Annotated in this window: 20 protein-coding genes and 2 tRNA genes; 14 read left to right on the top strand and 8 right to left on the bottom strand. The window is 72.2% G+C overall.

The window, feature by feature from the left end:
• From BIU97_RS06840 to BIU97_RS18255, 7 genes are all read left to right on the top strand, one after another.
• The gene (locus tag BIU97_RS06840; protein WP_071297278.1) at nt 1-996 is read left to right on the top strand and encodes an ABC transporter permease; all 996 of its coding nucleotides are present in this window, start codon (nt 1-3) and stop codon (nt 994-996) included.
• Complete coding sequence (locus tag BIU97_RS06835) at nt 993-2,723, top strand: ABC transporter ATP-binding protein (RefSeq protein WP_254782932.1); 1,731 nt, start codon at nt 993-995, stop codon at nt 2,721-2,723. The genes BIU97_RS06840 and BIU97_RS06835 overlap by 4 nt, the downstream gene beginning before the upstream one ends.
• Nucleotides 2,724-2,871: 148 nt before the next feature.
• Nucleotides 2,872-3,822, top strand: coding sequence for an ATP-binding cassette domain-containing protein (locus tag BIU97_RS06830; RefSeq protein WP_071297277.1), 951 nt, complete (start codon nt 2,872-2,874; stop codon nt 3,820-3,822).
• Nucleotides 3,819-4,820 (top strand): D-isomer specific 2-hydroxyacid dehydrogenase family protein, encoded by a 1,002-nt coding sequence (locus tag BIU97_RS06825; RefSeq protein WP_083420834.1) that lies wholly within the window; start codon nt 3,819-3,821, stop codon nt 4,818-4,820. Before BIU97_RS06830 ends, BIU97_RS06825 begins: the two co-directional genes overlap by 4 nt.
• A gap of 134 nt (nt 4,821-4,954) precedes the next feature.
• A tRNA-Asn gene (locus tag BIU97_RS06820) sits at nt 4,955-5,027 on the top strand.
• A 140-nt stretch (nt 5,028-5,167) separates the two neighbouring features.
• On the top strand, nt 5,168-6,700 hold the full coding sequence (locus tag BIU97_RS18325) for a hypothetical protein (RefSeq protein WP_139195932.1): 1,533 nt from the start codon (nt 5,168-5,170) through the stop codon (nt 6,698-6,700).
• Nucleotides 6,697-7,407 (top strand): pentapeptide repeat-containing protein, encoded by a 711-nt coding sequence (locus tag BIU97_RS18255; RefSeq protein WP_254782931.1) that lies wholly within the window; start codon nt 6,697-6,699, stop codon nt 7,405-7,407. The genes BIU97_RS18325 and BIU97_RS18255 overlap by 4 nt, the downstream gene beginning before the upstream one ends.
• 31 nt (nt 7,408-7,438) lie before the next feature.
• On the opposite strand, the gene BIU97_RS06805 is transcribed toward BIU97_RS18255, so the two are convergent.
• On the bottom strand, nt 7,439-8,926 hold the full coding sequence (locus tag BIU97_RS06805) for an ArnT family glycosyltransferase (protein ID WP_071297274.1): 1,488 nt from the start codon (nt 8,924-8,926) through the stop codon (nt 7,439-7,441).
• Nucleotides 8,927-8,982: 56 nt separating this feature from the next.
• On the opposite strand from BIU97_RS06805, the gene BIU97_RS06800 reads away from it, so the two are divergent.
• Nucleotides 8,983-9,465 carry a hypothetical protein gene (locus BIU97_RS06800; protein ID WP_071297273.1) on the top strand — a complete coding sequence of 161 codons (483 nt, stop codon included), beginning with the start codon at nt 8,983-8,985 and terminating at the stop codon, nt 9,463-9,465.
• 40 nt (nt 9,466-9,505) lie between these two features.
• On the opposite strand, the gene def is transcribed toward BIU97_RS06800, so the two are convergent.
• Nucleotides 9,506-10,081: a peptide deformylase gene (gene def, locus BIU97_RS06795; protein WP_071254778.1), complete on the bottom strand. Its 576-nt coding sequence runs from the start codon at nt 10,079-10,081 to the stop codon at nt 9,506-9,508.
• A 39-nt stretch (nt 10,082-10,120) separates the two neighbouring features.
• Here def and BIU97_RS06790 point away from each other — a divergent pair, with 39 nt between their 5' ends.
• From BIU97_RS06790 to BIU97_RS06765, 6 genes are all read left to right on the top strand, one after another.
• Nucleotides 10,121-11,035 (top strand): multidrug DMT transporter permease, encoded by a 915-nt coding sequence (locus BIU97_RS06790; protein WP_175472191.1) that lies wholly within the window; start codon nt 10,121-10,123, stop codon nt 11,033-11,035.
• A 139-nt stretch (nt 11,036-11,174) separates the two neighbouring features.
• On the top strand, nt 11,175-12,386 hold the full coding sequence (locus BIU97_RS06785; RefSeq protein WP_071254780.1) for a glycosyltransferase: 1,212 nt from the start codon (nt 11,175-11,177) through the stop codon (nt 12,384-12,386).
• Between the two features lie 9 nt (nt 12,387-12,395).
• Nucleotides 12,396-12,470 (top strand) — tRNA-Ile (locus tag BIU97_RS06780).
• A gap of 1 nt (nt 12,471) precedes the next feature.
• On the top strand, nt 12,472-13,602 hold the full coding sequence (locus BIU97_RS06775; RefSeq protein ID WP_254782930.1) for an AI-2E family transporter: 1,131 nt from the start codon (nt 12,472-12,474) through the stop codon (nt 13,600-13,602).
• The gene (locus BIU97_RS06770; protein WP_071254786.1) at nt 13,599-14,426 is read left to right on the top strand and encodes a DUF1684 domain-containing protein; all 828 of its coding nucleotides are present in this window, start codon (nt 13,599-13,601) and stop codon (nt 14,424-14,426) included. Before BIU97_RS06775 ends, BIU97_RS06770 begins: the two co-directional genes overlap by 4 nt.
• A gap of 194 nt (nt 14,427-14,620) precedes the next feature.
• Nucleotides 14,621-15,121, top strand: a complete 501-nt coding sequence (locus BIU97_RS06765) for a DUF3145 domain-containing protein (protein WP_071254789.1) — start codon at nt 14,621-14,623, stop codon at nt 15,119-15,121.
• Between the two features lie 743 nt (nt 15,122-15,864).
• On the opposite strand, the gene BIU97_RS06760 is transcribed toward BIU97_RS06765, so the two are convergent.
• From BIU97_RS06760 to aceE, 6 genes are all read right to left on the bottom strand, one after another.
• Nucleotides 15,865-17,109 carry a beta-ketoacyl-[acyl-carrier-protein] synthase family protein gene (locus tag BIU97_RS06760; RefSeq protein WP_071297272.1) on the bottom strand — a complete coding sequence of 415 codons (1,245 nt, stop codon included), beginning with the start codon at nt 17,107-17,109 and terminating at the stop codon, nt 15,865-15,867.
• Nucleotides 17,110-17,195: 86 nt separating this feature from the next.
• The gene (locus BIU97_RS06755; protein WP_017886710.1) at nt 17,196-17,444 is read right to left on the bottom strand and encodes an acyl carrier protein; all 249 of its coding nucleotides are present in this window, start codon (nt 17,442-17,444) and stop codon (nt 17,196-17,198) included.
• Between the two features lie 186 nt (nt 17,445-17,630).
• Nucleotides 17,631-18,710 carry a beta-ketoacyl-ACP synthase III gene (locus tag BIU97_RS06750; protein ID WP_254782929.1) on the bottom strand — a complete coding sequence of 360 codons (1,080 nt, stop codon included), beginning with the start codon at nt 18,708-18,710 and terminating at the stop codon, nt 17,631-17,633.
• The gene (locus BIU97_RS06745) at nt 18,707-19,666 is read right to left on the bottom strand and encodes an ACP S-malonyltransferase (RefSeq protein ID WP_071254795.1); all 960 of its coding nucleotides are present in this window, start codon (nt 19,664-19,666) and stop codon (nt 18,707-18,709) included. Before BIU97_RS06745 ends, BIU97_RS06750 begins: the two co-directional genes overlap by 4 nt.
• A gap of 133 nt (nt 19,667-19,799) precedes the next feature.
• The gene (locus BIU97_RS06740) at nt 19,800-21,029 is read right to left on the bottom strand and encodes a PucR family transcriptional regulator (protein WP_071254797.1); all 1,230 of its coding nucleotides are present in this window, start codon (nt 21,027-21,029) and stop codon (nt 19,800-19,802) included.
• Between the two features lie 7 nt (nt 21,030-21,036).
• Nucleotides 21,037-23,781: a pyruvate dehydrogenase (acetyl-transferring), homodimeric type gene (gene aceE / locus BIU97_RS06735; RefSeq protein WP_071254800.1), complete on the bottom strand. Its 2,745-nt coding sequence runs from the start codon at nt 23,779-23,781 to the stop codon at nt 21,037-21,039.
• Nucleotides 23,782-23,913 lie beyond the last annotated feature (132 nt).

Genomic DNA, 23,913 nt, shown 5'->3' with positions numbered 1-23,913 from the left:
ATGGCTGACACCTCCCTCGTCGACCGCCACGAACCGCTGTGGAAGCGGCTGCCCGTCGTGGTCCAGCTCCGCCGGAGCACCGGCTGGCAGCGCGCCATGCTCATCGTCGGCGTGGTCGTCTGCGCCCTCTACCTCGTCGTCGCGATCGCCGCGCCGCTCATCGCCCCGTACGGCTTCGGCCAGCTGCAGGGCGACGACGGCGTGAGCTTCCCGCGCACCGGATCCCCGAGCCCCGAGCACATCTGGGGCACGACGGTCGGCGGCTTCGACGTGTTCAGCCGCGTCGTCTACGGCGCCCGCACGGCGGTCCTCGTCGTCATCGTCGCCGTGGTGGTGTCGATCATCGTCGGTGTCCTGCTCGGCATGGTGTCCGGGTACCTCGGCGGGTGGCTCGACCGCATCCTCGTCGTGGTGGCCGACGCGATCTACGCGTTCCCGTCGCTGCTCCTGGCGATCGTCGTGTCCATCGTCATCTCGGGCGGACGGTCGAGCTACAGCGGCGGCATCCTCGCGGCGGCGATCTCGATCACCGTCGTCTACGTGCCGCAGTACTTCCGGGTGGTCCGCGCCGAGGCCGTTCGCCTGAGGAACGACGCCTTCGTCGAGTCGGCGCGCGTGATGGGCACGAACCCGTGGCGCATCATGACCCGGCACGTCCTGCGGAACTCGACCCGGTCCCTGCCGCTCATCCTGACGCTCAACGCGAGCGACGCGATCCTGACCCTGGCCGGCCTCGGCTTCCTGGGCTTCGGCATCGGACCGACGGCCGGTGCCGAGTGGGGCTACGACCTCAGCCGAGCCCTGGCCGACGTCGCGTCGGGCGTGTGGTGGACCGGCGTGTTCCCCGGTGTCGCGATCGTCGTGCTCGTCCTCGGCGTCACGTTCATCGGCGAGAGCCTCAACGACATCTCCGACCCGCGTCTGCGCGCACGCCGCCGGCTGAAGCAGCTGGTGTCCCGCAAGCAGGCGACCGACACGGAAGGGGCGGCCGCATGACGGACGCAACCCCGGGCCTCCCGGCCGACGACGCGACCGACCGACGCACCGCCCCCCGCGGGACCGGTGCCGAGCCCGTCGCCGTCGTCGACGACCTGACCGTCACGTTCGCGACCGACAACGGCGCCGTCGACGCGGTGAAGGGCGTCAGCATCGACGTCCGTCCGGGCGAGGTCCTCGCCCTCGTCGGCGAGTCCGGGTCCGGCAAGTCGGTCACGGCGCGCAGCATGCTCCGCCTCATGCCGGAGACGGCGACCCTCGGCGGAGCCGTCTACCTCGACGGCACCGACGTGGTGAGCGTCGGCGCGCAGAAGCTCCGCGAGTTGCGGGGCACGGCGGGCGCGATGGTGTTCCAGGAGCCCTCGACCGCGCTGAACCCGGTGTTCACGGTCGGGTGGCAGATCGCCGAGGGCCTGCGCGCCCACGGCGGCGTCTCGAAGCAGGAGGCCCGCGAGAAGGCGATCGACTACCTGCGCCGCGTCGGCATCCCCGACCCGGAGACGCGTGTCGACCACTACCCGCACCAGTTCTCGGGCGGGCAGAAGCAGCGCGTGGTCATCGCGAGCGCCCTGGCCCTCGAGCCGAGCGTCATCATCGCCGACGAACCGACCACCGCGCTCGACGTCACGGTGCAGGCCGAGATCCTCGACCTGCTCCGTCGGTGCCGCGACGAGTTCGGCGCCGCCATCGTCATCATCACGCACAACATGGGCGTCGTCGCCGACCTCGCCGACCGCGTCGCGGTGATGTACCAGGGCGAGATCGTCGAGGAGGCCACCGCGACGGACCTCTTCTCGAAGCCGCAGGCCGACTACACGAAGCGGCTGCTCGCGGCCGTGCCCCGGCTCGAGGCGTCGACGGGCACCGCCCGCCGCGCCGCGATCACCGAGGACGTCACCCCGCTCGTCGAGGCGAAGGGGCTCGTCATCGAGTACCCGGGCCGCCTCGGCTCGCCCGCCTTCACGGCGGTCAAGGGCGTCGACCTGGCGATCCGTCCGGGCGAGGTGCTCGGCCTGGTGGGGGAGTCCGGCTCGGGCAAGACCACGATCGGGCGCGCGATGGCGGGCCTGACGAAGGTCACCGGCGGGTCGCTGAACGTCCTCGGCGCCGAGATGCGCGGGTTCCGCGAGCGGGACTTCAAGCACCTGCGGAAGGACATCGGGTTCGTCTTCCAGGACCCGGCGACGTCGTTCAACCCGCTGCTCACCATCGCCGAGTGCGTCGCCGAGCCGCTCGTGGTGCACGGCGTGGTGTCGAGCCCCCGGGCGGCCCGGAAGCAGGTCGACGAACTGCTCGAGGCCGTCCAGCTGCCGGCCGCCTACGGCGAGCGGTACCCGCACGAGCTCTCCGGTGGTCAGCGCCAGCGTGCCTCGCTGGCCCGGTCGCTCGCGCTCCGGCCGAAGCTGCTCATCGCCGACGAGCCGACGAGTGCGCTCGACGTGTCCGTGCAGGCCCGCGTGCTCGAGCTCTTCCTCGAGCTCCAGCAGGACCTCGGCTTCGCCTCGCTCTTCATCAGCCACGACCTGGCGGTCGTCGGCGCGCTCTCCGACCGCATCGCGGTGCTCTACCGGGGCGACCTGGTCGAGTCGGGGACGACGGCACAGGTGCTCGGTTCGCCGCAGCACCCGTACACGCAGCGACTCCTCGCGTCGCTCCCCGTGCCGGACCCGGCGGAACAGGCGGAGCGACGGCGTACGCTGGAGCGACTGGAGAACGTCGGGTCCTGATCCGACGCGACCACACTGGAGGCCCGGCCCGCGTCGACGACGCACGCCGGGCCTCCAGGGTGGTCGCCTCCACCGCAGCACGCACGACGGTCCCGCAGGTGGCGGCCCGTCGCGGACCGCCGCCAGGGGGCGGCGTGGAAGGGGATCCATGATCGCGGTCAACGGACCGGCGGTCGTCGCCGACGACGTCTCGATCGAGTACCGGGGCGGACGCGGCGCCGAGACCATCCGGGCGGTCGACGGCGTCAGCCTGACCGTCCGCCAGGGTGAGATCCTGGCACTCCTGGGGGAGTCCGGCTCGGGCAAGTCGACCTTCGCCGCCGCGATCGCCGGTCAACTCGGCGCCCACGGCGAGGGCGAGGGGGCCCTGCGCCGGCACATCGTCGGCGGCGAGCTGACGGTGCTCGGACAGAAGACCCGCGGCCTGCGCGCGTCCTCGCGCAAGGCGGAGCGCCTGAGCGGCCGCATCGGCTACCTGCCGCAGGACGGCGCCGACCGGTTGAGCCCCGACCTGACCGTCGGCGAGGCGATCGCCGAGCCGATCTACGCCAGGGACCGCCGGTTCGACCGCCGCGAGGCCGGGCTCATCGTCGCGCGGCTCGTGGACGCCGTGCACCTGCCGCTCGGCATCATGCGCCTGAACACGTGGGAGCTCTCGAGCGGGCAGCGCCAGCGCGTCGCCCTCGCCCGGGCGCTCGTGCTCGAGCCGCAGCTGCTCGTCGCCGACGAACCGGCCCGTGGTGTCGACGTGCTCGTCCGCCAGTCGGTGCTCGAGGCCCTCGCGACCCTGCAGCGGAACCGGCACTTCTCGGCCGTCGTGGTGTCGAGCGACCTGCGCGAGGCCCGGGCCCTGGCCGACCGGGTGGCCGTGATGTCCGACGCGCGCCTGGTCGGGCTCGGCACCTTCGACGAGGTCCTGGACAACCCGGTCGACCCCTACGTCCGCACCCTGGCCGCGACGGCCGCGCGCGGCGTGAAGCGTCGTCCGGCACCCACCGCACCGCGCCGCTCGTCGGCGCCGCGCCGACCGGTCGCGGCCGGGAACGCGCCCGTCACCGCCGGTACCGGCCCCCGCGCCGAGCGACAGGAGACCCCGTGAACCCGTCCAGCCGCGGCCACCGCGCCGTCGTGCCGACCGGCGGCGGTGCGCTGCCCGTCGAGGTCCCGACCCCCGGCCCCGTCGCCGTGCTCCCCGAGCCGACCGACCTGCACGTCACCGCCGTGACCGAGGCGGGCGGCACCGTCGCGCCGCTCGACGCCGACACCCGCGGGGTCGTCTGGCTCGACGCGCACGACCCGGCCGGCCTGGCCGACGCCCTCGACACCGCTCCCGGCATCGGCTGGGTGCAGCTGCCCTTCGCCGGCGTGGACGCCTTCGCGCACCTCATCGAGGAGCACGGCGACCGGGTGCTCTTCACCTCGGCCAAGGGCGCCTACGCCGAGCCGGTGGCGGAGCACGCGCTGGCGCTCACGCTGGCGACGCTCCGCGTGCTGCAGCGCCGGGCGCGGGCGACCTCGTGGGCCACCGAGCCCGAGGGCGTCTCGCTCTACGGCCGGAACATCGTCGTCATCGGCGCCGGCGGCATCGCCGTCGAGTACCTGCGGCTCGTGGCCCCGTTCGACGTCGACGTGACCGTCGTGCGGCGCTCGGCCGACCCCGTGCCGGGTGCGTCACGCACCGTGACGACCGACCGCCTCGACGAGGTGCTGCCCGACGCGGACGTCGTCGTGGTCGCGGCGGCCATGACCTCGGGCACGACGAAGCTCCTGGGGGAGCGGCAGTTCGGCCTCATGAAGCCGAGCGCACGACTGGTGAACATCGCCCGCGGTGGCCTGGTCGACACCGACGCCCTCGTGGCGGCACTGCGCGCGGGCGAGATCGCCGCGGCCGGTCTCGACGTCACCGATCCGGAACCGCTGCCGGACGACCACCCGCTGTGGTCCGAGCCGGGCGCGCTCATCACGCCCCACCAGGCGGACACGCCGGAGATGGTCGGCCCGCTGCTCGCCGAGCGGATCCGCCTCAACACGACGGCGTTCCTCGGCCGGAGCGCGGACCGGTTCGTCGGCGTGGTGGACCCGGCCGCCGGGTACTGAGCGGCGGAACGGCCCGCCGCGCCCCGCTGCGAGGTCGCGGCGCGCCCGGGCGGCGTGTCCGATGCGGCGGTGGGCCTCGCGGTACTGCTATGCTGTTACCCGTTGTTCGCACGTCATTCGCCAGCGGACAGTGATCCTCGATAGCTCAATTGGCAGAGCAGCCGGCTGTTAACCGGCAGGTTGTTGGTTCGAGTCCAACTCGGGGAGCGACAGGCCCTCACCCTCCGGGGTGAGGGCCTTCTGCGTCGCCGGGGCTTCTGGGTTGCCGGGCTTCCTGGGTTTCCGACCGGTCGGCGCCGCCGCCGCTCGGGGGCGCGATCGGACTCCGCGATAGCATTTACCCTGCTATGACAATGACTCGGGTGCCGCTGCACGCCCGCCCGGGCCGGCGGGCCGGCACGGGGGTCGCCGCCCGCCTCGACCGGGTGCTGTCCTCGCGAGCCGCCTTCGTCGTGGTGCTCGTCGTCTTCGTGCTGATGGGCTTCGGCTTCGCCGCGGTCTTCCACGTGCACGCCACCGCTGCTCCCGACGAGCGCGGGCACGTCTGGAACATCCTGCTCTACGCCGAGCGCCCGCTCGGTGCGGGGCCGTTCCTCGACCGGATGGACACGTCCCAGCTCTGGATGGGCGAACTCGTCCGCTCGCCCCTGTACCTGTACCACTACCTCATGTCGTTCCCGGCACGGGTCGCGCTCGGCCTCGGCCTGGGGTACGAACAGGTGGTCGTCGTACTCCGGGCCGTCGACGTGCTGTGGACGGCCCTCGGGCTCGTCGCGCTCCGGTCGCTGTTCCGCGGCGCCGGTGTCCCGACGTCGATCGGGCTGCTCGCCGTCGTCGCGACCGCCTTCACCGGCCGGTTCGCCTGGCAGGCGGCGACCGTCAGCTACGACGGTCCGGCGATGGCCGCGCTGTTCGTGTTCGCCGCCGTGGCCGTCCGGTTCGTCCGCGGCGGCCGGCTGCGCACCCTCGGCTGGCTCGTCGTCGCCGCCCTCGCCGCGCTGCTCCTGAAGTACTCGCAGGCACCCTTCGTGCTCGCCGGCGGGTTCTTCGCGGTGCTGCTGCGCTACCGGGCGGACGGCTGGACCTGGCTGCGGCAGCCGGTGGCACGCACCGTCCGCGGCGCGCGGGAGCGGCCGTGGGCGACGGCGACCCTCGTCGTGGTCGGTGGTGTGCTGGCAGCCCTCGCCGTCGAGCGCTTCGGGGTGAACCTGCTGCAGTTCCACGCGGTGAACCCGTCCTGCACCGCGCTGCACACGCGCGCGGACTGCATGGACTACGCGATCTTCCGGCGCAACTACGCGGCGACGAGGGCGCACGAGCTCGCCGAGGTGGCCGGCACGCTCCCGCCGTTCGACCCGGTCGCGTTCCTCGGCTCGTGGGTCGCGACGTACTTCAAGTCGCTCTTCTTCTTCTGGGGTGCGTCGCTGCCGTGGCAGCCGGAGCCCGCGGTCGTGCTCGCCGGCGCCGTGGCCGTCCTCGTCGCGGCCGTGGTCGCCGCCACCCAGCTGCGACGCGTGCTCGCGAACCCGGCGCTCGCGTGGTGCGCGGCCGTCGCCGGCACCTACGTGTTCGCGGTCCTCTGCTTCAACGCCGCGACGATGGTGAACCTCGGGCAGACGTACGCGTTCTCCGGGCGCTACCTGCTGCCGGCGATGCCGCTCGCGGTCGCCGTCGTGCTCGTCGGGGTCCACTCGTGGCTGCGCCGCCTGCCGCGACGGGCACGGGTGGTGCTCACGGTCGTGGTCGGCGTCGTGCTCGCGGCGCTCTTCGTCCTGTACAACCCGGTGAGCGCGTTCTTCCCGTCGGCACGCTCGGCCGCCTGGTACTCCGGGTGGGCGCTCGAGGTGCTGCCGCACTGGTTGACCGGGGTCGACCCGTGACCGGGCGCCCGCGTGTGCGGGGCGTGGTCGTCGGGATCGCGTCCGTCGCCTTCGTCGCGGCGATCGGGGTCGCGGCGTTCCTGCGGCCGGGCAGCGACGGCGGCAGCGTGCACGAGGTCGGCGGCTGCGCCGTCGTCTCCGCCCCGGGCCCCGAGGTCGCGACGTCCTGTCGGGCGGCGCGGCTGTCCGGCGTCGACCTGGCCGCCGCGGACCTGCGGCTCGCGCAGCTCGAGCGGGTCGACCTGCGCGCCGCCGACCTGTCGGACGCCGTGCTCTACGGCGCGGACCTGCGCCGGGCCGACCTGCGCGGGGCGGACCTGCGCGGCGCCGACCTGCACGCGGCCGACCTGCGCGCCGCCGACCTCCGCGACGCCCGGCTGTCCGCCGCGGACCTGTCGTCCGCGCGGCTCGACGGGGCCGAGCTCGACGGGGCGGACCTGTCCGGTGCACGGATCGAGGACCTCGACGCCCCCGACACGCTCCTGGACCCCCCGCCGATCGCGCTCCGGAGCCCCGACGGCCGGCCGGTCCGCACCGTCCTGCGCCTCGCGCTGCCGACCGGCGTGACCGCACCGCGTTGCACCGACCGGGTGGTGACCGCCGCCGTCGGCGAGACGACCGTGCGGTGCCGGCTGCAGACCGACGCGCGGCTCGGCGGCCGGCTCGAGGTCCCCGTGGTCGTGACCGTCAGCGGTCCCACGGGCTGAGTGCGACCCCGCACGCCGGGGCGGTGGTCCGTCAGCGCTCGATGCTCAGGGTGCCGTCGACGTTGTTGTCGACGATCGTGCCCTGCTCCGGCACGTAGACGTCGAGGTAGTCGAGCCGGAAGTGCTCGAGCTCGTCGGCGTGCTCGTCGAGGAACGTCCGCACCTGCGCGGGCATCGTCCGGCGCGTGTCCGAGCCGACCACCACGGCGTCGAACGGGCCGTTCTCCGGTCGCATCGAGCCGCGGTCCCCGAAGTAGATGCGCCACGTGTTCGCGCTGAAGCGGCTGAACAGGACGCCCTCGGTGCCGTGCCCCCGGACGGTCAGCGCGTCGGTCAGCAGGGCGATCCCACTCGGCCGGGTCTCGGCCACGGCGACCCCGAGCCGCCCCACCGGGACGAGCAGCCCGGCGACGAGCACGAGTGCCGCCACGCGACCGAGCGGCGGTCGCACCGACGCCAGGCGCGCGTACCCGATCGCCGCGAGGGCGATGACGAGCGGCATCCACGCGTCGTAGTAGTAGGGGAGCGACACGTTCGCGACGACGACGTAGAACACGAGGAACACGCCGAGGGCGATGCCGAGGTAGGCCACGAGCCGGTCGGGGCGGACGGCGAGCGCGCAGACGACCCCGACCACGAGCAGGCCGAGGAGCAACCAGCCAGTCCCGGCGAACAGGAACGCGAAGTTCGCCCACCACGGCGCGCGCTCGAACACGGTCCCGAGGATCGTCGTCGGGTGGCCGTGCGCGTTCTGCTGCGCCTGGAAGGCGAGCATGTGCCCGAGCGCGGAGAACAGCCCGACCGGCAGGTAGAGCAGGACGAACACGACGACGAACGGCACGCCGCCCCAGAGCGCCCCGACCCCGAGGTCCTTCCAGCGGCGCGCCAGCAGCGGCAGCGCCCCGATCGCGAGGACCAGGACCGCCGTGGAGACCTTCGAGGTGACGGACAACGCGAGCAGGGCCCCGGCCGCGGCGACCCACCAGCGGTTGCCGGTCCGCATCCAGCGCCAGGCGGCCGCGAGCGACGCCACCGCGAAGAACACCATGAGCGGTTCGAGCATCGCGAACCGGTCGATTCGAGCGCCGATCACCGACCCGGCGTCGGCCCAGGTGGCCCCGGCGGCACGCGGGGTCAGCCACCAGGCGCCCGCGGCGAGCAGCCCGGTCCAGAACCCGACCTCGCGCCGGAGCCAGACGAACAGCACCGCACCGGTGGCGAGCATCGCGACCGCGGCCACGAGCCGCGGACCGAGCGGGCCCTGACCGACGAGGAGCTGCGCGATGCCGTAGAGGTACTTTGCGGTCGGCGGGTGCTCGAGGTTGAGCGAGAAGTCGCCGTGCACGTAGGCCCAGCTCGCCCGCAGGTAGATGAACTCGTCGTTCACGATCGTGGCGCGCCCCAGGTGCCAGAACGCGACGAACAGCGCTGCGGCGGCGACCACGACGAAGGCGGTGCCGCGCAGCGGACGGGAGTGCAGACGGGGGATGACGACCTCCAGGGCGCAGGGCTCCGTCAATCATGGCAGGACCGACCGTGCGGGTCCTGTCGGCGTGTTGCTGTTAGCGTTCTCAGGTGCTCCGATCCCGTCCGCCCCGTGCCGCGCTCCTCGGCGTGCTGCTCGTGACGGTGCTCGCGGCCTGCAGCGGGCAGGGAGCCGACGCTGATCCGACCGAGGGGCCGACCGGCTCCGAGAGCGTCGTCAGCGACGGCGCGTCACCCGTCGTGTTCGCCTTCGAGTGCGACGACGACGGCGGCGACCGCGAGCGCTACACGACCTACTCCGCGGTGTGGGAGGCCGAGCGGTCGTCGTGCACGGCGCACCGGCTCACCGGTTCGGTGCCCTCGGAGCAGCAGCAGGCCGCGGTGCGTGCCGCGGGCGGGGCCGCGACCCTCGTCGAGCTGGCCGCGACGTGCGCGGACACCGGCACCGCACCGTGGACGACCGCGGTGACCACGCGGCGCGGGGCGCAGCTCGCCGCAGCGCTCCTGCGGTACTGCCCCGGGCACCCGGAGACCGACCGACTGCGGGACGCGCTCATCACGTACCGGGGCTGAGCCGGGCCTCCCGGTCGCCCGTCGGGTGCTCGAGCGGGCGTCAGCCCTCGGGGTGGTCGCGACCCGGCAGCCACGACTGGCCGGGGCCGCCCCAGCTGCTCTTGCGGATCGCCTTCGCGACCTGCTTGCCGTACGGGTGCACGAGGCGGTCGGCGTACAGCCAGCCGTCGAGGTGGTCGTACTCGTGCTGGAAGATGCGCGCGAGCCAGCCGTGGGCCTCGACCTCGAACGGCTCGCCGTGCTCGTCGACCGCACGCAGCAGGGCGCCCTCGGACCGGCGCAGCGGGAAGCGCTCGCCCGGGATCGACAGGCAGCCCTCGGACTCGTCGTCCTCGTCGAGCTCCTCGACGGACTCGGGGACGGGGGGCGTCGTCCACAGCACGGGGTTGACGGCGACGCCGCGGTGCAGGACCTCGTCGTCGTCGGTGTACGAGTACACGAAGAGGCGCTTGCCGACGCCGACCTGCGGGCCGGCCAGGCCGACACCGGGGGCCAGGTCCATCGTCTCGTACATGTCGGCGACGAGCGTGCGGAGGTCGTCATCGAACGCGGTGACCTCGGCTGCACGCTCGTGCAGGACGGGTTCGCCGGTGATGCGGATCGGGAGAACGGCCATTCACCCAGGTTATCCGGCGGCGGACGGTAGCCTCGACGCGTGACGACGGACCTCCAGCTGCCGGATGCGGTCAACAACCTGACCCCCTTCCAGGCGCTCATGATCCCCGTCGCCCTGATCGGCGCGGTCTTCCTGTCGCTCGGCGCCCAGTTCCAGAGCCGCGGGGTGCAGCGGGTCGAGGCGCGCCTCGGTCGGCAGTCGAAGGGCCTGAGCGTCCGGCACGTCGTCGGGCTGCTGTCGAGCGGCTACTGGGTCCTCGGCACCCTCATGCTCGGCATCGCCGTCGTCCTGCAGCTCGTCAGCATCACGAACGCACCGCTCATCGTCGTGCAGCCGCTCGGCGCGGTCGCCCTCGTCATCACGACGTGGTTCTCCTCGCGGTCGTCCGGGGTCCCGCTCGGGCAGGCGGCACGGCGCGCGGTCTGGACCTGCATCATCGGCGTCGGCATCTTCGTCGGCATCGCCGCCTTCGTCGGGCACGAGAGCGCCATCACCCGGCAGCAGCTCGTCACCGTCCTGGTGGTGCTCGCCGTCGTGCTCGTCCTCGTGCTGGCGACCTTCCGCCTCGTGGCGAAGCACCGCAACGCGCTCTACTACATCGCCGGGGCCGGGGTCCTCTACGGGTTCGTGGCCACCCTGGCGAAGGTCGTGCTGAACCGGTTCGTGAACGGCACGTTCGACTGGCTGACGGTGCTCGCCATCGTCGGCGTGGTCGTCGCGGCGTCGCTCGGCGGGTACTTCGTGCAGAACGCCTACTCGAGCGGGTCTGCCGACCTCGTCATCGCGGGCCTCACCGTCATCGACCCGATCGTCGCGGTCGGCATCGGCGTCGTCGTGCTCGACGAGGCCGCCGGGGCGCCGTGGTTCGCCGTCGCCGGGTTCGTCGTCGCGGCGGCCATCGCGATCACCGGGGTGTTCCTGCTCGCGAAGCACCACCCGGAAGCCCGGCGCTGACCCGCGGGGCCGCGTGCCCCGTCGCCGAGGTGCGTGCTCCGTGACGCCCGCATCCGCCGCGCGGCTGACGCGGGCGTCGATCCTGGTGCGCTAGCGTTCCAGACCGACCCGCTTCCCCCATGAGAGGACGACGCCCGCCGTGTCAGGAGACGCCACCACCGCCGCCCCCGGACCGACGGACGCGACCGGCGACACCCGCCGCCTGCGCGTCATGATCGCCGCCGACACGTTCCCGCCCGACGTCAACGGCGCGGCGACGTTCGCCGAGCAGCTCGCCGTCGGACTCGCCGAGCGCGGGCACGAGGTCCACGTCGTCGCCCCGGCGTCGAGCAGCCACCACGGCACCTTCGACGAGGAGCACCAGGGCGTGACCCTCGTCGTCCACCGCCTGAAGTCCTACAAGTGGCCGCTGCACGCCTGGCTCCGCTTCGTCTGGCCGTGGAGCGTCCGCAAGTGGACCGGCCCGATCCTCGACGCCGTGCGGCCCGACGTCCTGCACATCCAGTCGCACGTCGTCATCGGCCGCGGCATCGTGCACGAGGCGAAGGAGCGCGGCATCCGCGTCGTCGCCACGAACCACTTCATGCCCGAGAACCTGCTCGAGTACACGCCGTTCGGCAAGTGGACCCTGCCGATCGCGTTGAAGATCGCCTGGAACGACGCAGCGAAGACCTACCGCCAGGCCGACACCATCACGACCCCGACGAACCTGGCCGCCGACTACCTGCGCCGGGCCATCGCCGGCCAGCAGGTGCTCGCGATCTCCTGCGGCATCGACGCGACCCGCTACGTCGCCCGTCCGGGACGCCCGCCGGGCAACGACGTCGTCTTCGTCGGCCGGGTCGCGCCGGAGAAGAACCTCGACGTCCTGGTGCGCGCGATGGCGCTGCTGCCCGGCTCGCTCGGCGCCACGCTGTCGATCGTCGGCGACGGCGAGATGATCCCGAAGCTCACGGCACTGGCGAAGGAGCTCGGCCTCGAGGACCGGGTCCGGTTCCTCGGGTTCGTCTCCGACGAGGACAAGCGCACCGCCCTGACGAACGCCACCGTCTTCGCGATGCCGTCGACCGCCGAGCTGCAGAGCATCTCGTCGCTCGAGGGCATGGCCTCCGGGCTGCCGGTGGTCGCGGCCGACTCGATGGCGCTGCCGCACCTCATCGACGGCAACGGGTACCTGTTCGCCCCGGGCGACGAGCACGACCTCGCCGCCAAGCTCGAGGCCGTGCTCACCGCGTCGGACGCCGACTACACCGCCATGCGTGACCGCAGCCTCGCGATGATCGAGGCACACGACATCAACCGCACGCTCTCGACCTTCGAGGCGCTGTATCGTGGGGAAACGGTGGCCTGACGGCTTCCGGGGGCGGTAGCCAAGCTGGTCAAGGCAGTCGGCTCATAACCGAACGATCCGCGGGTTCAAGTCCCGCCCGCCCCACGTGCAGTTGAAACGCAAGCGCGATGACGACCCCGACGGCGTCGGCCCCACACCGAACGTCACCTTCGAGGTGACGCGAGGTGGCACCGGCGTGCGCGTGAACGCCTTCCGCCTCGGGTTCATGGGCGCGATCGGCGTGCTCGTCGCGCTGCTCGCGGGCTCGATCATCCACGAGCTGAGCACGGTGCTCGTCTACATCGGCGTCGCCCTCTTCCTCGCGCTCGGCATCGACCCGCTCGTCTCGTTCCTCGAGCGGGTCATCCCGCGCTGGGCGGCGATCACGATCGTCGTCGTCGGCGTGCTCGCCGCGTTCGCCGGGGTCGTTCTCGCGGTCGTCCCGATCCTCGTCGAGCAGGCGACGAACCTGATCCAGAACTTCCCCGAGATCGTCGACGACATCTCGAAGCAGCAGTGGGTGCAGGACCTGTCGAAGCAGCTCGCCGGGTCCTTCGACATCGACCACGCCCTCGACTCGGCGCAGACCTTCGTCGAGAACCCGGGCAACCTGCTCAGCGTCGGTGGCGGGATCCTCGCCGTCGGCAGCGGCATCCTGTCCGGGGTGACCGGCGCGCTGATCGTGCTCATCCTCATGCTGTACTTCCTGGCCTCGATGCGCGGCATGAAGCGGGCCGCTTACCGGTTCGTGCCGGCGTCGCGACGCGAGAACTTCATCGACGTGAGCGAGCAGATCACCCAGGCGGTCGGCCGCTACGTCGTCGGGCAGGTCTCGCAGGCGCTCATCAACGGCGTGCTCAGCCTCGGCTGGCTGCTCATCATCGGCGCGCCGCTGCCGGTGCTGCTCGCCTCGTTCGCGTTCCTCGGCTCGCTCATCCCGCTCGTCGGCACCCTGAGCGCCGCCGTCGTCATCTCGGTGCTCTGCCTGTTCGCCTCACCGGTGACGGCCCTCGCCGCAGCGGTCTACTACCTCGTGTACATGCAGGTCGAGGCCTACCTCATCTCGCCGCGCATCATGTCCCGCGCGGTGCAGGTCCCCGGCGCCCTCGTGGTCATCGCCGCGGTCGCCGGCGGCACGATCGGCGGCGTACTCGGCGCCCTCGTCGCCCTGCCCGTCGCCGCGTCGGTGATCATCATCGTGCAGAAGGTCATCTACCCGCGGCAGGAACTGGCATGACCGGCACCACCGACGCCGCGTTCAGCGAGCACGTCGCCGGTCGCGACCGGTGGGCGCGCGGTCCGCGCGGCCCGCTCGCGCTCGTCAACGCGCAGCGCGTCGACCTGCCGCAGCCGGTCTGGCCGGTGCCGGGCACCTGGGCGCCCGCGTCCGGCGGCCTGACGGTCACGGCCACGGCGGACGACGGCGTCGTGGTCGACGGGGTCCCGGTCGACGGCACCGTGCTCGTCGCGGGCGACACCGCGGTCGTCCCGTCCGAGGTCGCCTTCCCCGACGGGATGGCCGGCACGGTCTCCGGGTCCACGCTGCGCGTCTGGGACCCGCGCGCCGAGCCGATCGGCCGCTTCGCCGGCATCGCCCGGTTCGCGCGGTCCGACGACGTGGTCACCACCGGCAGCTACGTGCCGGTCGACGACGGCGACGACCAGGAGGCCCGGGGCAGCGTCCTCGACGCAGCCGGCGACGCGCTCCCGGTCGCCGGGCACGTCGAGACGGCCTTCGGCACGACGACCGTGCGGTTCGTCGCGGTCCGGTCGGCCGCGTTCCGCGGCGCTGCCCGCCTGCAGCTCATCGTGCAGGACGCCACGAGCGCCCTGCCCGAGGACGACCCCGGCAGCTCGTACTCGATGGGTCGGTTCCTGTACCTCGACGACCCGGGGCACGCCGCGTCGGTGGAGCTCGACTGGAACCTGCTCGTCCTGCCCCCGTGCGCGTTCTCGTACCAGTTCGCCTGCCCGATCCCGCCGCCCGAGAACCGCGTGCCGGTGCCGATCGCCGCGGGGGAGCGCCACCCCGTCGACGCGGACGGCGCCGTCCTGCACTGACGGCGGCGGTGTCGTCGCGCACCGGTCGGTTAGGGTCGCTGCGGTCCTTGCCGTTCCCAGCGGGGACGCTGCATAATGGGCGTGTCCTTCTCGGACATCACAATCGGATACCGATGGTTCCGCGGCCGCTCGGCCCACGGATCCTCCACACAGCAGGTCGATGGGGAAGTCGCACCTGACGTATCGGAGGAACCGTGAACGGAACGACGACCGGGGTGCTCTACGTGCACTCCGCACCACGCGCGCTCTGCCCGCACGTCGAATGGGCAGCAGGTCGCGCCATGAACCGTGCCGTGAACTTCTCGTGGCTCGACCAGCCGGCGCAGGACGGCGCCCGTCGCACGGAGTTCACGTGGTCCGGTGCGGTCGGCGCGGGTGCCGCGATCGCCTCGGCGCTGCGCGGGTGGGAGCACCTGCGGTACGAGGTCACCGAGGAACCGACCGACACATCGGACGGCGGTCGGTGGATGCACACGCCCGACCTCGGGGTGTTCTACGCCCAGACCGACGTCACGGGCAACATGGTCATCCCCGAGGACCGCGTCCGCTACGCCATGGAGGTCGCCGGCAGCAACGCCCTCGAACTCCACCGCGAACTCCGGCTGGCGCTCGGCCAGGCCTGGGACGACGAGCTCGAGCCCTTCCGCCACGCCGCCGAGGGGAACCCCGTCGTCTGGCTGCACCGGGTCGGCTGACCGCGGGCTGGTCCCGTTCGGTCGTGTTCGGTCTGGCGTCCGGTCTCGTCCGGTCTCGCAAAAGCGACAGTCTTCGCCGAACAGTTCGCGTGCACCTGTCGCTTTGACGGCACCGTCGCCGTCGGGACCGGGAGCAGTGTCGCTTCTGCGGTACCGACGGCGTGCGGCTCCGGGCGCGGTCCGCAGCGTTCGTCGAGGTTGGTACCCGAGCCGCCGCCGCCGTCTTGCTCGCGATAGCGACAGTCTTCGGCGAACAGTTCGCGTGCACCTGTCGCTCTGACGGCACCGGCGCCGTCAGGACCGGGAGCAGTGTCGCTTCTGCGGCACACCGACGGCGTCCTCCCGGAACCGCGGTCTGCAGTGCTCGTCGAGGTTCGTTCCCGAGCCGCCGCCGTCTTGCTCGCGGAAGCGACAGTCTTCGGCGAACAGTTCGCGGGAGCCTGTCGCTCTGACGGCACCGTCGCCGTCGGGACCGGGAGCAGTGTCGCTTCTGCGGCACCCACGGCGTCCGGCTCCGGGCGCGGTCCGCAGCGCTCGTCGAGGCTCGTTCCCGAGCCGCCGCCGCCGTCTTGCTCGCGGAAGCGACAGTCTTCGGCGAACAGTTCGCGTGCACCTGTCGCTTTCGCGGCACCCACCACTCGGCACCCACCACCCACCGCCGACGCCCGCGCCGACCCGGCCCGGGAACGACAGGAGGCCCGCCCCGACGACGCGGGGCGGGCCTCCTGGCCGGGTGTGACGGATCAGACGCTGCGGAACGCGACCACGGCGTTGTGCCCACCGAAGCCGAACGAGTTGCTCACCGCGAGCAGGTCGCCGGACGGGAGCGGCCGGGGCTCGCGCGCGACGTCCATGACGATCTCCGGTTCCTGGTCGTTCAGGTTGATCGTCGGCGGGGCGACGCGCTCGTGCAGCGCGAGGACGGTGAAGACCGCCTCGATCGCACCGGCGCCACCGAGCAGGTGCCCGGTCGAGGCCTTGGTGGCCGACACGACGACGTCGTCGAGGTGGTCGCCGAAGACCCGGCGCATCGCGTGGTACTCGGCGACGTCACCGACCGGGGTGGAGGTGGCGTGCGCGTTGACGTGGACGACGTCCTCGCGGCTCGCGCCGGCGTGTTCGAGCGCGGTGATGACGGCGCGGGCGGCGGCGCTGCCCTCGGGGTCCGGCGCGGTGATGTGGAAGGCGTCGGAGGTGATGCCGGCTCCGGCGACTTCGGCGTAGATCGTGGCGCCGCGTGCCTCGGCGTGCTCCTTCGACTCGAGGATGAGCGCTGCTGCGCCGTCGCCGAGCACGAAGCCGTCACGCGTGACGTCGTACGGACGCGACGCGGTCTCGGGGGAGTCGTTGCGGCGCGACAGGGCCTGCATGGCCGCGAAGGCCGCGAGGGGCAGCGGGTGCAGGGCGGCCTCGGCGCCACCGGTGATGACGATGTCCGCGTCGCCGTCGGCGACGTGGCGGTACGCCTCGGCCAGGGACTCGGTGGAGGACGCGCACGCCGACAGGTAGGTGCGGGCGCCACCTCGGGCACCGAACTCCATCTCGATGGCGGCGGCGGGGCCGTTCGCCATGAGCATCGGGACCGTCATCGGCAGGACGCGGCGCGGGCCCTTCTCGCGCAGGGTGTCCCACGCGTCGAGCAGGGTGTTCACGCCCCCGATGCCGGTCGCCCAGTCGACGATGAGGCGCTCGGGGACGACGGACTCGGCGTCGATGCCGGCGTCGGCCCAGGCCTCACGTGCGGCGACGAGCGACAGCTGCGACGACGGGTCGAGGCGCTTCGACTCCGGACGGGTGAGCTGGTCGGTGAGGAACCGACGTGCCTGACCGGCGAACTCGACGGGGAGTTCGAGCTCGGCGTAGCGCGGGTCCTCGATGCGGGTGATGCCGGACTTGCCGGCGAGCAGCGCTTCCCACGTCTCCGGGGCGGTCGCTGCGAGCGGTGAGATCGCACCGATGCCGGTGACGACGACGGTCTTCTTGGTCATGAACGACGGGTTCTTTCGTTGGGGTGAACGAGATGAGCGCCGCGGCCGAGGGGGACCCGCGGGCCGCGGCGCTCAGGAAGCTCGTGTCAGGCCTGGGCCTTGACGATGTAGTCGACCGCGTTGCCCACGGTCTTGAGGTTCTTGACCTCTTCGTCGGGGATCTTCACGTCGAACTTCTCCTCGGCGTTCACGACGATGGTCATCATCGAGATCGAGTCGATGTCGAGGTCGTCCGTGAAGGACTTGTCGGCGGCGACGGTGTCGGTGGCGATACCGGTCTCGTCGTTGATCAGCTCGGCCAGGCCGGCGAGGACTTCTTCGTTGGACAGGGCCATGAGTTTCTCCTTGGGGGGTGTCGTTTGACCGTGGACCAGCCTAGGGCACGAGTGGCACTCGCGCCCGGAGGCTGATCGGGTGGTCGCTCCCGCGGTGCCGGAGCGACCTGGTCGCATCGGCGGTGGTGCTGCCGGGGCGACCTGGTCGCGTCGGCGGTGGTGCTGCCGGGCGACCGGATGGATGGGCTAGGGGAGGACGACCACCTGCGCGCCGAACACCAGGCCGGCGCCGAAGCCGATCTGCAGGGCGAGACCGCCCGACAGCTCGGGGTGCTCGTCGAGCAGGCGGTGTGTGGCGAGCGGGATGCTCGCGGCGGAGGTGTTGCCGGTGGTGGTGATGTCGCGGGCGATCATCACGGACTCGGGCAGGCCGAGCTGCTTGGCGAACTCGTCGATGATGCGGATGTTCGCCTGGTGCGGGACGAACGCGGCGAGGTCGGCCGCGGTGACGCCGGCGGTCTCGAGCGCCTGTCGGGCGACCTTGACCATCTCCCACACCGCCCAGCGGAACACCGTCTGGCCGGCCTGGCGCATGGTCGGGCGGGGTGCGCCGGCCTCCCACTCGTTGTAGGTGGCCGTCATGCCGATGGCGTCCCACTTGGAGCCGTCGGAACCCCAGATCGTCGGCGCGATGCCGGGGAAGTCGCTCGGGCCGACGACCGCCGCACCGGCGCCGTCGCCGAGCAGGAACGAGATGGAGCGGTCGGTCGGGTCGACGAGGTCGCTGAGCTTCTCGGCGCCGACGACGAGCACGTGGTCGGCGATGCCGGACTTCACGAACGAGTCGGCCTGGGCGATGCCGTAGGCGTACCCCGCGCACGCGGCGCTGATGTCGTAGGCCGCGGCCGGCGTCGCGCCGATGCGTTCGGCGAGCAGCGACGCGAGCGACGGGGTCGCCACCGTGTGCGACACCGTGCTGACGAGGATCACGCCGATCTGCTCGGGGCGCAGCCCGGCCTTCTCGATGGCCTCGCGCGCGGCGGTCTCGGCCAGGTCGACTGCCTCGACGTCGCGCCCCGCGCGCTTGCGCGTGATGATGCCGGTGCGCTGGCGGATCCACTCGTCGGACGAGTCGATCGGTCCGACGAGGTCGTCGTTCGGCACGACGTTCTCGCCGCGGGCCGCGCCGAAGGCGAGGATGCGGGTGTACTCGTGGCCGCGGCGCTGCTGCAGGAGCGGTCGCCCGGTCGGTGCGGCGCCGGTCGTGCCCGCGGTTCCGGACGGGAGGCCCGTGGTGGCGTCGGTCGGGTCGGTCACGTCGGTCATGCGGTTGCGTCTGCTTCCTGGGTGGATCCGGTCTCGTCGGCCGCCTGCTGCAGCAGGTCGATCGCGGCGGGCAGGTCGTCGGGGGTCTTGATCGCGACGGTCGGCGTGCCGCGCAGGCCGCGCTTCGCGAGGCCGACGAGGGCCCCGGCGGGGGCGAGCTCGACGATGCCGGTCACGCCGGCGGCGGCGAACGACTCCATGACGGCGTCCCAGTGCACCGGGTTCGCGATCTGCTGCACCATGAGGTCGACGAAGCGGCGGCCGTCGTCGACGCGCGAGCCGTCGGCGTTCGTCCAGATCGGCAGCGTCGGGTCGTGCACGGTGGCGGCTGCGGCCACCGGGGCGACGCGGGCGACGGCGGAGGTCATGTACCGGGTGTGGAACGCCCCGGCGACGGCGAGCGGCACGACGCGGGCCCGCGCGGGCGGGTCGGCGGCGAGGGCGGCGATGGCGTCGGCGGCGCCGGCGACGACGGTCTGACCGCCACCGTTGTGGTTCGCGGGGACGAGCCCGTGTGCGTCGAGGGCGGCGGCGACGGCGTCGGCGTCCCCGCCGAGCACGGCGGCCATCGACGTCGGCTCGAGGGCCGCGGCGTCGGCCATCGCCCGCCCGCGTGCGGCGACGAGGGCGACCGCGTCGGTCGGCTCGAGCACGCCGGCGACGGCGGCGGCGGTGAACTCGCCGACCGAGTGTCCGGCGACACCGCCGACCAGTCCGCGACGACCGTCGGCGAGCAGCGCGTCGGCGGTGACGAGACCGGCGGCGACGATGAGGGGCTGGGCGAGCGCGGTGTCCTTGATGGTGTCCGCGTCGGAGGTCGTGCCGTGCGCGGCGAGGTCCACCCCGATGGACTCGGACCACTGGCCCACTCGTTCACGGACGGCGGCGTCCTCGAGCCAGGGGGCGAGGAAGCCGGGGGTCTGGGAGCCCTGTCCGGGCGCGACGACGACGATCACCGGACAATCCTGTCGCCGATGGCCCGCGGGGCTCGTGTGGACATCCGACACGAAACCCCGCGGGACGTTGTGGTGATCCTCAGTCCGGCGCACCGGTGCAGTCCAGCGCGGCGGTCCGGCGCAGCGGTCCTGTTCAGCGGCGCGGCGCGGTGCGCCGGCGACCGGCGGCCGACTCGGACATCGCACCCAGGATCAGGGCGGACTGCACGATGAGGGCGTCGCGGGCGTGCGTGGCGTCCCACCCGATGATGTCGGCCACGCGCCGCAGGCGGTATCGCACCGTGTTCGGGTGCACGAAGAGCTCACGGGCGGTGGCCTCGAGCGACCGACCGGTGTCGAGGTAGCACCACAGGGTCTGCAGGAGCTCGGTCGACTGGTCCTTGAGCGGGACGTAGATGCGCTGCACGAGGGCGGAACGGGCGAGCGGGTCGCCGGCCAGTGCACGTTCCGGCAGCAGGTCGTCGGCGAGGGCCGGACGCGGCACCCCGCGCCACGCCCGTGCCACGGCGAAGCCGGCCAGGGCGGCCTTGGCGCTCGTCGACGCGTCGACGACACCGGGGACCTCGTTGCCGAGCACGAGGTGGCCCTCACCGAACAGCGGTTCGAGGGCCTGCGCGATGGTCGTGAAGGAGACGGGCTCCTCACCCTCGGGCACGTCGTCGCGCGGGGTGGCCCGGCCGATCACGACGACGAGCCGCGAGCCCTGCACCCCGACGAGCACGTCGGCGTCCAGGTGGCGTGCGGTGCGTCGGACCTGGTCGACCTCGAGCTGCTTCGGCGCGGTGCCGACGAGCACCGCGACCTCGCCGTGGCCGTGCCACCCGAGGGCGGCGATGCGGGACGGCAGTTCGTCGTCGTACTCGCCGGACAGGATCGAGTCGACCACGAGCGCCTCGAGCCGGGCGTCCCACAGCCCGCGGGCCTCGGCCGCCCGGGCGTAGACGTCGGCGGCGGCGAAGGCGATGTCCCGCGAGTACTTGAGGATCGCCTCCTGCAGCATCTCGTCGTCGGCGGCGCGTTCCTCGACCACGGTGACCACGACGCGGATGAGCTGCAGGGTCTGCTGCAGGCTCACCGAGCGGAGGAGCTCACGCGGTGCCGAGCCGAAGACGTCGGCCGCCGCGATCCACGGCGTCGACGCGGTGCCCTCGAGCCAGCTGATGAACGAGGTGATGCCGGCCTGGGCGACCAGACCGACGGCGGAGCGACGCCCCGGCGGCATCTCGCTGTACCACGGCAGGGTGTCCTCGAGGCGCTTGATCGTCGCGGTCGAGAGTTCGCCCGACACCTGCCGGAGCCAGGAGAGCGCGCGTTCGCGGTCGCTCTGCTGGGCTCCGGCAGGGTCGGTGCGGGGTGTCGTCACCGGGTGATCAGCTCTCGCCGCCGGCGCTGCCCGTGGTGCCGGCGGTCACGTCGTGCAGCCGGTACTTGTCGATCGCCTGCTGCACGAGTGCCTGGTCGACCTTGCCCTGCTTCGCCAGCTGCTGCAGCGTCCGCACGACGACCGAGGGGCCGTCGATGTGGAAGAAGCGGCGGGCTGCCGGACGGGTGTCCGAGAAGCCGAAGCCGTCGGCGCCCAGCGTGGCGTAGTCGGTCGGGACGAACGGACGGATCTGCTCCTGCACCGCGTGCATGAAGTCGCTCACGGCGACGACGGGGCCCTCGGTGCCGAGCAGGCGCTCGGTGACGTAGGGCGTACGCGGCGATTCGCCCGGGTTGAGGAACGCCTGCTGCTCCGCGTCGAGACCGTCGCGGTAGAGCTCACCCCAGCTCGTGACGCTCCAGACGTCGGCGGAGACGCCCCAGTCCTCGGCCAGCAGCTGCTGTGCCTCGAGGATCCACGGCACCGCCACACCCGATGCGAGCAGCTGGGCCTTCGGCCCGTCGTGCTCGCTCGGCTTGAGCAGGTACATGCCCTTGACGATGCCCTCGGCGTCGACGCCCTCCGGTTCGGCCGGCTGGACGATCGGCTCGTTGTAGACCGTCAGGTAGTACATGACGTTCGGGTCGGCGTGCTTCGCGCTGCCGTCCTCGTTCGTGCCGTACATCCGGTCGAGGCCGGCCTTGACGATGTGCCCGATCTCGTAGCCGTACGCGGGGTCGTACGCCACCACGGCCGGGTTCGTCGTCGCGAGCAGCAGCGAGTGGCCGTCGGCGTGCTGCAGGCCCTCGCCCGTCAGCGTCGTGCGACCGGCGGTGGCGCCGATCATGAAGCCGCGGGCCATCTGGTCACCGGCGGCCCAGATCGCGTCGCCGGTGCGCTGGAAGCCGAACATCGAGTAGAAGACGTAGACCGGGATGAGCGGTTCGCCCTGCGTCGAGTACGAGGTGCCGACGGCGGTGAACGCCGCGAGGGCACCGGCCTCGTTGATGCCGACGTGGATGATCTGGCCCTGCGGGCTCTCCTTGTAGGCCAGGAGGAGCTCACGGTCGACCGACGTGTAGTGCTGGCCGTTCGGGTTGTAGATCTTCGCCGTCGGGAAGTAGGCGTCCATGCCGAACGTGCGGGCCTCGTCCGGGATGATCGGCACCACGCGGTCGCCGAAGTCGGGCGAGCGCAGCAGGTCCTTCAGCAGACGGGCGAACGCCATGGTGGTGGCGATCTCCTGCTTGCCGGAGCCCTTCTTGACGACCTGGTACTTCGAGTCCTCGGGGAGGGTGATCGAGGTGTACTTGGTGCGGCGCTCCGGCACGTACCCGCCGAGCGCGCGACGACGCTCGTGCATGTACTGGATCGCCTCGTCGTCGTTGCCCGGGTGGTAGTACGGCGGCGTGTAGGGGTTCTCCTCCAGCTGGGCGTCGGAGATCGGGATGCGCATCTCGTCGCGGAACTGCTTGAGGTTGTCGAGCGTGAGCTTCTTCATCTGGTGGGTCGCGTTGCGGCCCTCGAAGCTCGGGCCGAGGCCGTAGCCCTTGACCGTCTTCGCCAGGATGACCGTCGGCTGGCCCTTGTGCTCGGTCGCGGCCTTGAACGCGGCGTAGACCTTGCGGTAGTCGTGGCCACCGCGCTTGAGGTTCCAGATCTGGTCGTCGGAGTAGTCCGACACGAGCTCGAGCGCCTTCGGGTCGCGCCCGAAGAAGTTCTCGCGGACGTACGCGCCGTTCTCGGCCTTGTACGTCTGGTAGTCGCCGTCCGGCGTCTGGTTCATCAGGTTGAGGAGCGCGCCCTCGGTGTCGCGGGCGAGCAGGTCGTCCCACTCGCGGCCCCAGACGACCTTGATGACGTTCCAGCCCGCACCGCGGAAGAACGCCTCGAGCTCCTGGATGATCTTGCCGTTGCCGCGGACCGGACCGTCGAGACGCTGCAGGTTGCAGTTGATCACGAAGTTCAGGTTGTCGAGGCCGTCGTTCGCGGCGACCTGGAGCTGCCCGCGGGACTCGACCTCGTCCATCTCGCCGTCGCCGAGGAAGGCCCAGACCTGCTGGTCGGAGGCGTCCTTGATGCCGCGGTTCGACAGGTACTTGGCCTGCTGCGCCTGGTAGATCGCGTTGATCGGACCGATGCCCATCGACACGGTCGGGAACTGCCAGAAGTGCGGCATGAGGCGCGGGTGCGGGTACGACGAGAGGCCGCCGCCGGCGTGGGACTTCTCCTGCCGGAAGCCGTCGAGCTGGTCCTCGCCGAGGCGCCCTTCCATGTAGGCACGGGCGTACATGCCGGGGGATGCGTGGCCCTGGAAGAAGACCTGGTCGCCGCCGGACTCGTGGTCCTGCGCGCGGAAGAAGTGGTTGTAGCCGACCTCGTACATGGCGGCGCTCGACGCGTACGTCGAGATGTGGCCGCCGACGCTGATGCCCGGCCGCTGCGCGCGGTGCACCGTGATCGCCGCGTTCCAGCGGATCCACCGGCGGTAGCGGCGCTCGAGCTCTTCGTCCCCGGGGAACTCCGGCTCGTTCTCCGGCGCGATGGTGTTCACGTAGTCCGTCGTCGGGACCATCGGCACACCGAGGTGCAGTTCCTTGGACCGCTTGAGCAGGCTCAGCATGATCTCGCGACCGCGCTGGTGGCCGTGGGTCGCGACCAGTCCGTCGAGGGACTCACGCCATTCGGCGGTCTCCTCGGGGTCCTGGTCGTTCGCCCCGGTGCTGTACGGGTCCTGGTCGTTCACCGTCACCCTTGACCTCGTTCGTTCTCGTGGTGGTGGACATGGCGGCTCCGGTGGTCGGGTCACGACCGGCTGGGGCCCCGTCCACTCTAGGCCCCAGCACCGACGGCGATGCTGATGGTGTCGTGCACGTGGACGGGT

Source organism: Curtobacterium sp. MCBA15_009, from assembly GCF_001864895.1.
In the GTDB taxonomy this organism is placed as follows: domain Bacteria; phylum Actinomycetota; class Actinomycetes; order Actinomycetales; family Microbacteriaceae; genus Curtobacterium.
This window is presented reverse-complemented; position numbering and strand designations above follow the sequence as displayed.